The sequence below is a fragment of the Sporosarcina koreensis genome, from assembly GCF_001531445.1.
In the GTDB taxonomy this organism is placed as follows: Bacteria; Bacillota; Bacilli; order Bacillales_A; family Planococcaceae; genus Sporosarcina; species Sporosarcina koreensis_C.
Window position 1 is genome coordinate 112,052 of the sequence record NZ_LQYA01000245.1, and the last position, 14,349, is coordinate 126,400.

15 protein-coding genes are annotated in these 14,349 nt (G+C 45.4%); all 15 read right to left on the minus strand.

Annotation, left to right across the window (positions count from 1 at the left end):
* Window positions 1–1,089, minus strand: a complete 1,089-nt coding sequence (locus AWV70_RS20780) for a sporulation protein YqfD (protein WP_060210398.1) — start codon at window positions 1,087–1,089, stop codon at window positions 1–3.
* A complete protein-coding gene (locus AWV70_RS20785; protein ID WP_060210399.1) occupies window positions 1,079–1,336 on the minus strand; it encodes a hypothetical protein in 258 nt (85 codons plus the stop codon). The genes AWV70_RS20780 and AWV70_RS20785 overlap by 11 nt, the downstream gene beginning before the upstream one ends.
* Before the next feature lie 47 nt (window positions 1,337–1,383).
* The gene (locus tag AWV70_RS20790) at window positions 1,384–1,875 is read right to left on the minus strand and encodes a hypothetical protein (protein ID WP_060210400.1); all 492 of its coding nucleotides are present in this window, start codon (window positions 1,873–1,875) and stop codon (window positions 1,384–1,386) included.
* A 37-nt stretch (window positions 1,876–1,912) separates the two neighbouring features.
* Complete coding sequence (floA, locus tag AWV70_RS20795) at window positions 1,913–2,932, minus strand: flotillin-like protein FloA (protein WP_060210401.1); 1,020 nt, start codon at window positions 2,930–2,932, stop codon at window positions 1,913–1,915.
* Window positions 2,932–4,269 carry an NfeD family protein gene (locus tag AWV70_RS20800; protein WP_060210402.1) on the minus strand — a complete coding sequence of 446 codons (1,338 nt, stop codon included), beginning with the start codon at window positions 4,267–4,269 and terminating at the stop codon, window positions 2,932–2,934. The genes floA and AWV70_RS20800 overlap by 1 nt, the downstream gene beginning before the upstream one ends.
* 157 nt (window positions 4,270–4,426) lie before the next feature.
* Window positions 4,427–4,600, minus strand: coding sequence for a 30S ribosomal protein S21 (gene rpsU, locus AWV70_RS20805; RefSeq protein WP_009496905.1), 174 nt, complete (start codon window positions 4,598–4,600; stop codon window positions 4,427–4,429).
* Window positions 4,601–4,752: 152 nt separating this feature from the next.
* A complete protein-coding gene (deoC, locus tag AWV70_RS20810) occupies window positions 4,753–5,424 on the minus strand; it encodes a deoxyribose-phosphate aldolase (protein WP_201024425.1) in 672 nt (223 codons plus the stop codon).
* A 113-nt stretch (window positions 5,425–5,537) separates the two neighbouring features.
* On the minus strand, window positions 5,538–6,878 hold the full coding sequence (mtaB, locus tag AWV70_RS20815; protein ID WP_060210403.1) for a tRNA (N(6)-L-threonylcarbamoyladenosine(37)-C(2))-methylthiotransferase MtaB: 1,341 nt from the start codon (window positions 6,876–6,878) through the stop codon (window positions 5,538–5,540).
* Window positions 6,879–6,894: 16 nt separating this feature from the next.
* Window positions 6,895–7,635: a 16S rRNA (uracil(1498)-N(3))-methyltransferase gene (locus AWV70_RS20820; RefSeq protein WP_060210404.1), complete on the minus strand. Its 741-nt coding sequence runs from the start codon at window positions 7,633–7,635 to the stop codon at window positions 6,895–6,897.
* A 3-nt stretch (window positions 7,636–7,638) separates the two neighbouring features.
* The gene (gene prmA / locus AWV70_RS20825) at window positions 7,639–8,583 is read right to left on the minus strand and encodes a 50S ribosomal protein L11 methyltransferase (protein WP_060210405.1); all 945 of its coding nucleotides are present in this window, start codon (window positions 8,581–8,583) and stop codon (window positions 7,639–7,641) included.
* 15 nt (window positions 8,584–8,598) lie between these two features.
* On the minus strand, window positions 8,599–9,720 hold the full coding sequence (gene dnaJ, locus AWV70_RS20830; protein ID WP_060210406.1) for a molecular chaperone DnaJ: 1,122 nt from the start codon (window positions 9,718–9,720) through the stop codon (window positions 8,599–8,601).
* Between the two features lie 153 nt (window positions 9,721–9,873).
* Window positions 9,874–11,712, minus strand: a complete 1,839-nt coding sequence (gene dnaK, locus AWV70_RS20835; protein WP_060210407.1) for a molecular chaperone DnaK — start codon at window positions 11,710–11,712, stop codon at window positions 9,874–9,876.
* Between the two features lie 45 nt (window positions 11,713–11,757).
* Entirely contained in the window at window positions 11,758–12,363 is a 606-nt protein-coding gene (gene grpE, locus AWV70_RS20840) for a nucleotide exchange factor GrpE (RefSeq protein ID WP_060210408.1), read from the minus strand.
* Window positions 12,360–13,409 (minus strand): heat-inducible transcriptional repressor HrcA, encoded by a 1,050-nt coding sequence (hrcA, locus tag AWV70_RS20845; RefSeq protein ID WP_060210409.1) that lies wholly within the window; start codon window positions 13,407–13,409, stop codon window positions 12,360–12,362. Before hrcA ends, grpE begins: the two co-directional genes overlap by 4 nt.
* Window positions 13,410–13,504: 95 nt before the next feature.
* Window positions 13,505–14,349 (minus strand): radical SAM family heme chaperone HemW (gene hemW, locus AWV70_RS20850; RefSeq protein ID WP_235588787.1); only part of this gene is annotated, 845 nt, incomplete at its 5' end.

Consider the following 14,349-nt stretch of genomic DNA (forward strand, 5'->3'; position numbering starts at 1 on the left):
TCAGTCTCCTTGGGATAACGGTCTTTTTATCGCTATATTCTCATTCATTAAAAATAATATAGTCCCCTCAACTGTATCATTTCCAAACGTCAAGTGTAAAATGTTTTCATCTTTTATTATGAGATCGGATTGGGTTTCCGTTAAAATCTTGTATTTTAACAATGGAAGGATGACATCTTCCTCCATGCCTTCTGTCAGCTCGAATTGATCGATACGATCTTCCCTGTCCCTTTCCGTCCAGATGAATGATTGAAGCTTCGGCATCCCTCCGCCCTTCCACACAATCGGCGATCTCCAATGGATAATCATATTTTCTTCACCAAGCAATTGGTAATCAACTGTTTTTGGTATTTTGAAAGAGTATTCCATCCAAAAATCGGCATACACCAAACCTTCTGCCCCGACGACTGTCCTTTTATTCCCTTGCTCCAATATGCCTGTCGCCAACAAATCTCCTTTTTTAACAGTCTGGTGTACACGAGCAACCCTTTCTCCCCTGCTCAATTGAAAGCCGGTGATGACTCCGCCTGTACGGGCAACAAGATCGGAAGGCGGGCCAGTTTTTTCAACACCGTCATTCAATTTCGGGGAGAGCATCGGAATGACCGTCAATGTACTCCCTGACCTTTTAAATCGCACCCAGGAAAGGGAAGGATCCTCTACCATGAGCGACCTCCGGATTTCTCCTTCATCCGGAATCAAGTGAAGCGGCCGGAACATGGTGATTGAAGTTTCCTCCAACTTGTTGCCGATCCGTTCCGCCACTTCAGGCACGTCGGTTTCAATGTCGATTTGCCAAAGGAACAAGGATGCGAGCAGCGGAATAATGCATGCAATAAGAAAACGGAAAGACGAGAATACCCTTTTTTCCACTGCACCTTCATCCGCCATTCTGATTGTTACTTTCATTTTAAAACGGCGCCTATGTTTCCTTATTACCTGAATGCCTTTTTTATCGGTGCGAAACCGTATCCCCTTTCCTGATTCCATAATTCCAGAAATCTTCACACCGGAGCCCACTAGGAAAGATAGGAATCTGGACGGATCCGTTTTGCCTGTGAGGACGACGTTAAATCTTTTATGAATCATAGGCGCCAGGTCCACTTTTCAATTCTTTGATGGTTACTGTTGTTAATGTTTCAAAAGAGAATACCGCCATTTCTTCCGACAATGTTTCAACGATGAGATCCTCACCCGTTGCCTCTACGACATGGTCCCCACTTCGGATCACAGCATAGTCAGGTCCCAGTTTCAATAAGGAATAAGGGCCTGTGATCCTGACCGAAACAAATTCTTCAATCGTTACAGATGAGTTCATTTTAAATAATTTTTTCAAGATAAAACCCCCTATCCAAGCCTATGATTTGGATAAGGGGTCAATGATTATTGTTTTGATTTGGGAGGGCCCAAAATTTCGGAGAAAATGATTCCTTTGATCAAGTCTTGTTCACTTGTTGGAATCATTTCAGTATGCTTCACCGGTTCTTTTGAAACGAGGGTACCCTGATGAGCCGATAATCGGCCACGATGCGGCTCCCGCTTCGATGTCCTGTCATTCCTCTTATCCGTGTGAACTGGAACTTCCTTTACCTGCACCCTGCTTTCAGCTTCTTTTGCCTTGGAAGGCAATGAAACGGCTGGAGCAGGTTTGTGCTCAGGTGACTGCCTGCTTGGCGGTTCATCTACTTCTGTTTGAAATTCACGCTGGATTTCCTTGTACATTTCCTGTGTCATTTCTTTCAATTTACGCATCGGATCAGGAGAGTCCGTCTGCGTGGTCTGTTGTCTCTTTTGTGTCTTCGGTGCGTCTTCCGGCTTTTTCCCTCTGAAGAGCATACTGATGATTCCGAGGACGACAAAAATCAGTATTTCCATCTGTGCATCCCCTTTCCGGGAATTATACGCTCAAACGTCACTCTTTCGTTGTGTCCGGTTTTTGCTGATCCACACCGATTTTGCTGATGGAATCGCGCATACCCGTGTCAGCCTGGATATTTTTGTAGTTCATATAATCCATGATGCCAATATTGCCCGTCCGAAGTGCTTCCGCCATCGCAAGAGGAACTTCTGCCTCCGCTCCGACCACTTTCGCGCGCATTTCTTGAACTTTTGCCTTCATTTCCTGTTCATTCGCTACAGCCATCGCACGACGTTCTTCCGCTTTCGCCTGTGCTATATTCTTATCAGCCATCGCTTGTTCAGTTTGAAGTTCTGCACCGATATTTTTACCGATATCAACGTCCGCGATATCGATGGACAAGATTTCGAAAGCAGTTCCGGAGTCAAGACCTTTCGCCAAAACCGTTTGGGAAATCAAATCCGGGTTTTCCAACACTTTCGCATGGTCGACGGAAGAACCGATTGTCGAAACAATTCCTTCCCCGACACGTGCAACTACAGTTTCTTCACCTGCACCACCGACAAGACGATCGATGTTAGCACGGACAGTAATCCGCGCCTTCGCCTTCACTTCGATACCGTTCATGGCCACACCTGCAATAAATGGTGTTTCAATGACTTTCGGGTTTACAGACATTTGTACCGCTTCAAGAACGTCACGGCCCGCCAGGTCAATCGCTGCGGCACGTTCGAATGACAACTCGATATTCGCACGATGGGCGGCAATCAAAGCATTGACAACGCGGTCAACATTACCGCCCGCCAAGTAATGGCTTTCAAGCTGGTTGATTGCAACATTCAAACCTGCTTTATGGGCCTTGATCAACGGATTGACGACCCTGCTCGGAATTACCCGGCGGAGACGCATTCCGATCAACGTGAAAATGCTTACACGCACACCCGCTGCTAATGCAGATATCCATAGCGTTACAGGTACGAGTGTGAAAAACACTGACAATATGATAATCGCAAGGATAACGATTCCACCTGTCACTAATAGACCTCCAGCTCCAGCTCCAGCAATTAAATCCATTATTCAATTTCCCCCTTTTCTTCGAATTCCCGAACGACTATCCGGGATCCTTCAACCTTCACAATGATAACATGTTTTCCTTTATCGATGTAGCTTCCTTGTGAAACGACATCGATGCGCTCGCCTTCCATTTCAATCGTGCCTGATGGTCGGAGTGGTGTGATTGTGCTTGCCTTCTTGCCAAGCAGATCAACCCTATTGACATTCGACACATATCCACTTTCCGTGTCAGTCGAATCCATCAGCACCATTTTGTTCAGCAAGTGCAGTCTCCTACCGAAAAACTTCATAATGATCACCATCCCGCTGACGGCCACTGCAATCGCGATCAGGACAGAATACGCCATGAACATCGGATTGGCACCCGCCAAAATGATACTTACAACGATAGCGACAGATCCAAGAACGCCCGCTATCCCACCCGCTATGAAAAACTCAAGTACAATGAGCCCTAAGCCGATAATGAAGAGAATCAATGTTTCATACCCAGCAAGACCCGCTATGAGATGACCGAAAAAGAATAGCAGCAATGCCGAAAGCGCCATCGTTCCCGGCACACCGAAACCCGGGGAATAGAGCTCTACGACGAGGCCTAATCCCGCAATCGACAATAGGATTGGAACGACGATCGGATTTGTAACAAATCGTGCAATGCCTTCCGCAAAAGTTACTTGCGTCTTAACAATGTCGGCATTTTCCAACCCGTTCTCTTTTAGAAGTTCCTCGAAAGAAGAAACAGTACCTTCACTATATTCGACTTCGAACGCCTCGTTTGCAGTCAGAGTCAGCAGTTCTCCGATCCCAGCATGATATTGGTGTAAATCGGTTGAATCATCGGCCATTGCAAACGCATATTGCGGGTCGCGGCCGGATGATTCTGCCGCGCTCTCCATTTCCTTCACCCAAAGGCTATGCGCCTTGCTTTCAACTGCATTTCCTGATCCGTCGACTGCTTGGGCCGCACCAATCTTACCATTCGGAGACATATAGATCTTATCTGCATGTAAAGCGATGTGCGCACCAGCAGAAATCGCACGATAATTGATGTAGGCAATTATTTCGGTTTTCTTCTTTGTTTCATCAATGAGTTGCCCAATTTCACCTGCAGCATCCGTAAAACCGCCAAGTGTGTCGATCTCAAGAATGATTGCATCGGCCCCCGCTTCCTCGGCTTCCTTGAAGGAACGCTTCAAATAGGCGTAAAGCCCTTTTTCCACTTCCTTGTTTAATTTTACGTGATAGACTTTTTCGGCTGCTGCATCCGTTGTTGCAAAAGGAACCGAAATCGCAGATAGGAATAAAATGAACAGGAGTAGCTTCCCTATCATTTTACGCATTCGTACATTCACCTCTTTCTTAAGACCATTATACCTTCTTTACGTATCTTCTTGCTAAAAAGTTTCATTTTAAACAGTACAAAAACCGGAAAATCCAAAAGGATTTTCCGGTTTCATTCATAACATGCTTATTTTTGTTAGTTAATATGGACAGATATTAGAATTTACGCTTACGAGCAGCCTCAGACTTCTTTTTACGTTTGACACTTGGCTTCTCATAGAACTCACGCTTTCTTACCTCTTGTATTGTACCACTTTTTGATACAGTACGTTTGAAGCGGCGAAGAGCATCTTCAAGCGATTCATTTTTGCGAACGACAGTTTTCGTCATATCTCTTGTCCCTCCCTCCGAGCACACTTCGAAACAAGGCGTTACTCCTTGTACTAAAAAATTATAACGCACTATGCGCGAGTGGTCAATAAAAAACTTTCAAAATATCTTTGGGAAATAGGAAAATTTCCTTTTACCGGACAAAAACGCTATCAATATGCAGAATCGCCTTGCAACCCTTGCATAATCTTCACGCCAGAACTTGCTCCGATTCTTGTTGCACCGGCTTCGATCATGTTTTTCATGTCCTCGAAACTGCGAACTCCTCCTGAAGCTTTGACACCCATTTCAGGACCAACAACTCCACGCATAAGCTTCACATCTTCAACAGTTGCTCCGCCTGTGGAGAAACCAGTTGATGTTTTGACAAAGTCAGCACCTGCTACTCGTGATAGTTCACTTGCTTTCCTTTTCTCTTGTTCAGTAAGCAATGCAGTTTCAATAATCACTTTGACGATTGCTTTTCCTTTTGCCGAATCGACAACTGCCGCAATATCATTTTTAACGAGTTCGTCATCACCGCTTCGTAATGCTCCTATATTGATGACCATATCGATTTCACCTGCACCGTTTTCAATAGCGTCCTTTGTTTCAAACGCCTTAACTGCGCTTGTAGATGCACCTAAAGGAAATCCGATAACTGTGCATACTTTTACAGATGAGCCTTTCAAGATTTCCGCCGCTGTTTTGACCCATGCCGGGTTGACGCAAACTGATGCGAATGAATAGGTTTTCGCTTCTTCACAAAGTTGAATGATTTCATCTTTTGTCGCATCCGCTTTCAGTAATGTATGGTCGATGTATGCTGCGTATTGTTGGTTCAAAATAATTCCTCCTCCAGTTGTACGTACCTCATACATCATAGCAAATAAAGGTTTTCTTCGCATTAAAAAACAGTTCACTCAATACTGGGTGAACTGTTTTTCTACTATCTCACTTATGCAAGCACTTCTTCCGCCTCTACAACTCGGACAAATTGGCCTTCATTATATGGATAGCCCGCTTTTGTAATTTTCACTTTGACAATTTTGCCGACCATCGACTCGTCTGCCTGGAAGACGATCTTCAAATAGTTGTCTGTATATCCTTCATACAAACCGCTCTCCGGATCAAGCTTATATTTCTCTTCCGGGATTACTTCAAGCACTTCGTCTTCAAAATCAGCTGCATATTGTTTCGCCAATTGGTCGTTCAGCTCAATTAAACGATGGACGCGTTCGTTTTTCACTTCTTCGTCGACCTGGTCTTCCATTCTGGCTGCAGGCGTTCCCGTCCGCTTCGAATAAGGGAAAACGTGCAACTCGGAAAAACGATGATCCCTGATGAAGTTGTATGTGTCCATGAATTCTTCTTCCGTCTCACCTGGGAAGCCGACGATAACATCGGAAGTGATTGCAAGATGCGGCAATGCTTCCCGTAGACGATCAAGACGCTCTGCGAAGAACTCCATTGTGTATTTCCGTCTCATTCGCTTCAGTACCGTATCGGAACCGGATTGAATCGGAATATGCAAATGCCTTACAACCTTAGTAGAATTTTTAAGCACTTCAATGACTTCATCAGTCAATTGACTTGCTTCGATGGAGCTGATTCGAAGTCTTTTCAGATCTTTCACCTTTGTTTCAAGGTCGCGCAACAGGCGGGCAAGATTATAGTCTTTCAAATCCTCACCGTATCCGCCTGTATGAATTCCCGTCAGCACGATCTCAAGATAGCCTGCATCAACCAATTGCTGAGCTTGCCGGATCACTTCCTCAGGGTCTCTTGAGCGCATCAACCCACGAGCCCACGGAATGATACAGAATGTGCAGAAGTTATTGCAGCCTTCCTGTATTTTCAATGAAGCTCTTGTGCGGTCTGTAAAAGCAGGTACATCAAGTTCTTCGTATACCCGGTTCTTCATAATGTTCCTGACAGCATTGATCGGCTGGCGTTCCACCTTGAATTCATTTATCAATCCAAGCAATTTCGTACGGTCCTGTGTACCGACAACAATATCGACTCCTGGAATCGCCATGATTTCAGCTGGAGAAGTCTGTGCATAACAACCGGTGACACAAATGACCGCATCTGGATTTCGCCGGACGGCTCTCCGGATGACTTGGCGGCTTTTCTTATCGCCAGTATTCGTGACCGTACATGTATTGATAACGTAGACGTCTGCATTTTTTTCAAAATCGGAGCGCTCATATCCAGCATCCTTGAAAAGTTGCCAGATTGCTTCCGTTTCATAATGATTCACTTTGCAGCCTAATGTATGAAAAGCGACAGAAGACACTAGCTGCTCACCTCTTTCATTCAAATTCGTATGACATGGCGGACAAGAAATAGAGCGGAGCGGTTTCCGTTCTTAATATGCGCGGCCCCAACGAAACCGATAGGAAGCCCGCAGAACGCATTTCCTCGGCTTCTTTTCTAGATAAACCGCCTTCGGGACCGAAAACTACGAGCACCGTTTGTTTATGATACACGTTTTTTAATCTATCTGCAATCTTGTTGGGATCGGTGCCTTTCGCGTCTTCTTCATCTGCAAAAAAACAGATATCAAAACTTCGGGATGCCTGCATCAATTGCTTGAAAGACAACGGGACCGATACACCTGGAACTATCGTCCGGTGACACTGCTCCGCCGCCTCCTTCGCAATCTTTTTCAGCCTCTCCACTTTTTTGTCGCCTTTTTTCGAATCCCACTTGACGATGGACCGTTCCGCTTCAAAAGGGATAATCGATGATACACCAAGCTCTGTCCCTTTCTGGACGATGAGTTCAAGCTTGTCGCCTTTAGGCAAGCCGCAAGCGATCGTTACATTGACCGGCATCTCGTTTGAACGGAGCGGGCCTTCTCTCTTCCCGATAGCCGTGCCGTTCGTGTCAATGCTCAGAATTTCGGAAATGAAAGCTTCACCATTGTCTACCGCAATGATGAGATCACCCGCTTCCATCCTCATCACCTTGGCGATATGCTTGCCATCATCGCCTGAAATGAAAGCATTCCCTTCTTCGTCGAATGGTGTTTCGAGGAAATAACGCTGCAAAATTCACACGCTCCTTTTGGAAGCGATCATTGCCACCCATTCTTCCATCAACACAGATTCGATGATTTCAAAGCCTTTGCTTTGGAGGTCTTCCTTCACAAGATCCCGTTTTTGAGCGATGATTCCTGATACGATGAAGAGCCCATCCTCTGGTAGGATGGAGTAGGCATCTTCAGAAAACGTCATGATTACTTCCGCCAGGATGTTCGCCACGATTATGGATGCCGGCTCTTTTACGGAATCTAGCAAGTTGCCATGTGTCACTTCTATGACATCGCCTACTCTATTCAAGCTGATATTTTCATTTGCAGCCCGTACAGCAACTTCATCCAGATCAAGCGCATGGACATGCGATGCTCCTAACAGCGCTGCACCGATTGACAATACCCCTGATCCTGTTCCGACATCTATGACCGAGTCGCCCTTCTTCACATACTTTTCCAATGCCTGCAAACACATGACTGTTGTTGGGTGGGTCCCTGTTCCGAAAGCCATGCCTGGGTCAAGTTCAATGATCAGTTCATCTGAATCCACAGGCTCGTATGTTTCCCATGTAGGAACAATTGTGAATCTACCCGATATCTTGACCGGGTGATAATATTTTTTCCAAGCCGTTGCCCAATCTTCTTCATCCACTTCGTTTGTCTGAACTTGGTTGAGCCCCACATCTAAACCGTACTCAACCAGTTCATTGACAGACTCGCCGATTTCTTTTACGGTTTCAATCAAAAAGCTGTTGACTGGCAAATAGGCTTTTACGATAACACCTTCTGCAGGAAAATCTTCTTTCTTGAGCTCATAGATTTCGCCGAAACGATCTTCATGAATCCGATCAGGCTCTTCGGAATCCTCGATGATGACTCCGCTCGCCCCCGCTTCATGCAAAATATTGGCAACAGCCTCGGTTGCCTCATGTGACGTATGGATGGAGATTTCAGACCATTTCAACTACGTTCATCCCTTTCAGTCGCCTTTTATTGTTCTTTTGATTTTATCAAAAAGTGAGCTCGAATACTCATCTGGCGAGTTGCCTTCGATTGAAGCGAATTCACGGAGAAGCTCTTTCTGTTTTTCCGTCATTTTTTTAGGCGTAATTACTTTAACGATGACGTGTTGGTCACCTGTTCCATGTCCGTGGACATTTTTGACGCCTTTTCCACGAAGTCGGAAATTCGTTCCCGTTTGTGTTCCGGCAGGTATTTTTAATTTGACATTCCCTGTTACAGTAGGCACTTCGATTTCGTCACCTAGCGCCAATTGAGGGAATGTAAGCGGCAATTCCAAATAGATGTCGTCGCCTTCACGGATAAAGCGGTCATGATCCTTCACTCTAAAGACGATATACAAATCTCCAGCCGGACCACCGTTGATGCCTGCTTCCCCCTGACCTGACACACGTAATTGCTGACCCTCATCAACACCTGCTGGAATTGTCACTTTGATTTTCTTACGTTTCGTCACACGGCCCGAGCCATAGCAAGTTCCACATTTTTCAGGAATGATTTTCCCAGTTCCTTGACAATGTGGACATGCTCGGCGATTCACCATTTGACCAAGCGGCGTATTTTGTGTGACTGAAATTTGTCCAGATCCGCCACAGTGGGAACATGTATTTACCGGGGTGCCTTTTTTAGCCCCTGTTCCGTCGCACGTGTCGCATGTTTCTTCCCTAGGCAGCTCGATTTCGGTCTCTTTTCCGAAAACTGCTTCCATGAAATCGATTGTCATGGAATACTGCAAGTCATCACCTTTCCTAGGTGCATTCGGGTCCCGGCGTCTCGAACCGCCGCCAAAAAACGTGCTGAAAATATCTTCGAAACCGAAACCGTCGGCTGAACCGCCACCAAAGCCTCCGAATCCTTGGTTGGGATCTGCATGGCCGAATTGGTCATATTGCGCACGTTTAGTTTCATCGCTCAACGTTTCAAACGCTTCTGTCACTTCTTTAAATTTCTCTTCCGCTCCCGCTTCTTTATTCAAATCGGGGTGATATTGCTTCGATAATTTCCGGTAAGCTTTCCTTATTTCCTCTTTGCTCGCTGTTTTCGACACGCCGAGTACTTCATAATAATCACGCTTGCTCATCATTCCACTCTCCCATAACTCATTGACATCTCATTGTAACATGCACAGAAAAAAAGTGACAAAAGTGCCGTCAGCCTGAATTCGATTGGCAACAAAAGAAAAAGTCAAAGCCGGAATATCGGACTTTGACTTTTCCGTCAATCAATCGTTCAATTAGTTTTTCTTGTCATCGTCCACTTCTTCAAAGTCGGCATCGACAACACCATCATCTTTTGGTTGGTCGCCAGCTTCGGCTGAGCCGTCTTGCGCTTGGGCTTCCGATGCTGCTTGCTCATATAGTTTCATCGTCATTTGCTGAACGATTTCTTCCAATGCTTCTTTCTTCGTACGCATCTCATCCAAGTTTCCAGCTTCGATCGCCGATTTCAACTCTTCTTTAGCATCTTCGACTTTTTTCACTTCGTCTTCGGAAACTTTGCCTTCAAGATCTTTCAATGTCTTCTCAGCCATGAATACGAGCTGATCAGCATCATTTTTCAAATCCGCTTCCTCTTTGCGGCGCTTATCCTCATCCGCGTTCGCTTCTGCGTCCTTCACCATGCGATCGATTTCATCGTCAGAAAGGCCAGAGCTTGATTGGATTGTGATGTTCTGCTCTTTTTGTGTTCCGAGATCTTTCGCTTTTACAGTTACAATACCGTTTTTATCAATATCGAATGTAACTTCGATTTGCGGGATGCCTCGTGGCGCCGGCGGAATATCCGTCAATTGGAAACGGCCGAGTGTTTTATTATCAGCAGCCATCGGACGCTCACCTTGCAAGACGTGAATATCAACAGCAGGTTGGTTGTCTGCAGCCGTTGAGAACACTTGCGACTTGCTTGTCGGGATTGTCGTATTTCTTTCAATCAATTTCGTAAAGACGCTTCCCATTGTCTCGATTCCTAGGGATAGTGGCGTCACGTCAAGTAAAACGACATCTTTTACGTCTCCACTTAGAATAGAACCTTGAACAGCTGCACCCATAGCAACAACCTCGTCAGGGTTTACACCTTTGAACGGCTCTTTGCCAGTTTCTTTCTTGATCGCTTCCTGCACAGCCGGAATACGAGTGGATCCACCAACAAGGATGACACGGTCGATTTCAGAAGCAGATAGTTCTGCGTCTTTCATCGCCTGACGAGTCGGAACCATGGAACGCTCGACCAGATGAGCTGTCAATTCGTCGAACTTAGCACGAGTCAATGAAATTTCAAGGTGCAAAGGTCCAGCTTCTCCTGCGGTGATGAACGGCAAGGAAATTTGTGTGGAAGTTACACCAGAAAGGTCTTTTTTCGCTTTTTCCGCTGCGTCTTTCAAGCGTTGCATTGCCATTTTATCCTTCGAAAGATCAATTGCATTCTCTTTGCGGAATTCCTGTACTAAGTAATCGATGACGACATCGTCGAAATCGTCTCCACCCAATTTATTGTCACCCGCTGTCGCACGCACTTGGAATACGCCGTCGCCGAGCTCTAGTATCGATACGTCGAATGTACCGCCGCCTAGGTCATAGACGAGGATTGTTTCATCTTCATCCGTCTTATCAAGACCGTAGGCAAGAGCTGCAGCAGTCGGTTCGTTGATGATCCTTTCTACTTCAAGCCCCGCAATCGTACCGGCATCTTTCGTCGCTTGACGCTGTGCGTCGTTGAAATATGCAGGAACAGTAATGACCGCTTTTGTAACTTTTTCACCTAAGTATTCTTCCGCATAGCCTTTCATATATTGAAGGATCATTGCAGAAACTTCCTGTGGTGTATATTCCTTATCTTCAACTTTCACTTTATAATCAGAACCCATATGTCTTTTTACAGACATGATCGTGTTAGGATTTGTGATGGATTGGCGTTTCGCTACTTCCCCGACTTGACGCTCTCCGTTTTTGAATGCTACAACGGATGGAGTCGTACGGTTGCCTTCCGGATTCGGAATGACTTTCGCCTCTCCGCCTTCATATACTGCCACTACCGAGTTTGTTGTACCCAAGTCGATACCGATGATTTTGCTCATGTGAATTCCTCCTAAATTAATGCGTCTTCAACTAATCTACATATATTATTCGTTTACTTTGACCATAGTTGGTCGCAGTACGCGATCTTTCAACATATACCCTTTTTGGAGCTCCTCAAGCACGATACCTGATGACTTTTCGGTATCGTTACCTGTCATGACGGCCTGGTGGAAATTCGGATCGAATTCTTTATCCAATGCTTCTATTTCAACAAGACCTTCCCCTTTGAGGGCTTCGATAAGATTACGATAAATCATATCCATTCCAGTCATGATTGATTGGGCCTCTTCCACTTTGACTTCTACAGCAAGAGCTCGTTCAAAGTTATCTAAGACGGGCAAAATGGCTGTTAAAAGGCTCTGTGCCTTATACTTGACAAGTGCCTCCTTATCAAGGGCATTCCGTCTTTTGACGTTTTCGAAGTCTGCAAGGACGCGCAGAAGCTTGTTTTCCTCTTCCTGTAATTTCGTCTCCAGCTCGCTGATTTTCTGATCCTTCTCGTCCACCTCTTCAGCGGCTTCTTCTGAAGCATTGTCTTCATCAACAAGTGTTTGTTCGGTTGCAGCTTCCTTGTCAGCTACGGTGTTTACTTCTTCATGCGCAGTTTCTTGTACGTCTTCTTGTTCAACTGCTTCATTTTTATCCGTCACTCATCGTTCCTCCTATCCAATCCGATGGTCATTTTCAATAATGCTTGCGATAAGTTTTCACTCAGGATGTCAAGCATCGTAATGACCCTGCCATAATCCATCCGTTTCGGTCCGATAATCGCTATGGAACCAGCAATATTGTCGCCGGCAGAGTAATTGGCAGTGATGACACTGCAATCCTCCATCGCGTTATGTTTGTTTTCTGAACCGATCCGGACATGAATACCCTTTGAGTCATCTTGGAAAAACGTCATCGCAGGCGCTCCGTTTTCCATCAACTCGAAAAACATCTTCATTTTTTGAAGGTCGTTGAATTCCGGCTGTTTCATCATATTCATTTTGCCGCCGAAATACAGACGTTCTTCAGGCTTGATTGTCATGGCCCTTTGGAATGAGGCGAACAGTTCCCCAGCATGATGGACATGCTGTTCAAAAACCGTTTTCGTCTCGTGGGCAAGCTTGTTCTGCAGGAAGCTCAATGGCGTTCCGACAAGCCTTTCATTTAAAATATTGACCATCTTTTCAATATCCGAAGCAAGCATGCCTTGCGGTACATCGAAGACCCTGTTCTCCACATGTCCATTATTGGTCACAATGATGGCAACCGCTTTCGTATCATCCAGCGGCACGATGGAAAACCGCTTCACCGAATGCATGGACATGTCCGGGCCTAAAAGTATAGACGTATAATTCGTCAATTCGGATATGATTTTTGCGGAATTCCGTATCAGTTCCTCCGTCTCCATGACCCGATCCTGAAAAATGGAACGTAATTGCATGTTGTCCGCCAATGTCAGCTTCTCGGGTGTCAATAAATGATCGACATAGAAACGATACCCTTTTTCGGAAGGCACTCTGCCGGATGAGGTATGGGTCTTTTCGAGATAACCCAATTCCTCCAAATCGGCCATATCATTCCGAATGGTCGCAGGACTGTATGGAGCTTCCGGTTTTTTAGATAACTGCCTTGATCCGACAGGTTGGGCGGATTCGATGAAATCGTTAACCGTCAGTTGCAAAATAAGCAATTGTCTGTTTGTCAACATAATCATCACTCCTGTTAGCACTCTTTAAGGATGAGTGCTAATACTACTCATAATTTAACAAATCGTATTGTCAGTGTCAACGAATTAACTCTCGTTCATTTGAGAAATTGCTGGAATACTTCATTCCCTCTGAAAACGCCTTTCCGTGTCAATTTTATACTACCCTCAGATTCGGAAATCAGTCCTTTATCGGATAGCTCTTCGAGAACATCTCCATACACTTCCTTGAGGGGTTTGCCGAATTTCATTTTGAATAACTGAAGGGAAACTCCCCCCGATTTTCGAAGTCCTAAAAACATTTCCTCTTCCATCGCTTCGGTATTTGTCACTTCATGCTCTTCCATGACGGGTCGCAATCCGGTTTCCATGGATTCCATGTACTTTTTGAGGGGGCCGTAATTCGCATATCTGCGTCCTTTCAAATATCCATGCGCACCAGCGCCGATGCCCGCGTACTCGTCATTATCCCAATAAATAAGATTATGGATTGATTCATTACCAGGCGTTGCAAAATTGCTGATTTCATATTGCTGTTTTCCTGCTGCAGCCATCCGGTCGATCAGCATGGAAAACATCTCTGTTTCGATATCCTCACCAGGCAACGGAAGCTTGCCTTTATTCATCAAATTATAAAAGACAGTTTTAGGCTCAACGATCAGCGAGTAGCCTGAGTAATGCGGAAGATCCAAAGACATCGCTTTATCGAGCGTGTCTTCCCATTGCTGGATGGATTGGTCAGGCAATCCATAAATAAGGTCAATGCTGATGTTTTCAAAACCGATTTCACGAGCTTCCGTGATGACTTTCGTTGGAGTGTCAGCTCCATGCGTCCTTCCGATTCTTTTCAATAGTTGTTCGTCAAAGGATTGGACACCGATGCTAAGCCGCTCCACTCCGCCGTTTCTCAGGACGGACAATTTTCCGCGGGTCAACTCATCTG

Bases quoted from the DNA above. Each gene is read 5' to 3' on its own strand.
- AWV70_RS20780 (WP_060210398.1), bottom strand. From the start codon at position 1,089: ATGATTCATAAAAGATTTAACGTCGTCCTCACAGGCAAAACGGATCCG.
- AWV70_RS20790 (WP_060210400.1), bottom strand. From the start codon at position 1,875: ATGGAAATACTGATTTTTGTCGTCCTCGGAATCATCAGTATGCTCTTC.
- floA (WP_060210401.1), bottom strand. From the start codon at position 2,932: ATGGATTTAATTGCTGGAGCTGGAGCTGGAGGTCTATTAGTGACAGGT.
- AWV70_RS20800 (WP_060210402.1), bottom strand. From the start codon at position 4,269: ATGCGTAAAATGATAGGGAAGCTACTCCTGTTCATTTTATTCCTATCT.
- rpsU (WP_009496905.1), bottom strand. From the start codon at position 4,600: ATGACGAAAACTGTCGTTCGCAAAAATGAATCGCTTGAAGATGCTCTT.
- dnaJ (WP_060210406.1), bottom strand. From the start codon at position 9,720: ATGAGCAAGCGTGATTATTATGAAGTACTCGGCGTGTCGAAAACAGCG.
- dnaK (WP_060210407.1), bottom strand. From the start codon at position 11,712: ATGAGCAAAATCATCGGTATCGACTTGGGTACAACAAACTCGGTAGTG.
- hrcA (WP_060210409.1), bottom strand. From the start codon at position 13,409: ATGTTGACAAACAGACAATTGCTTATTTTGCAACTGACGGTTAACGAT.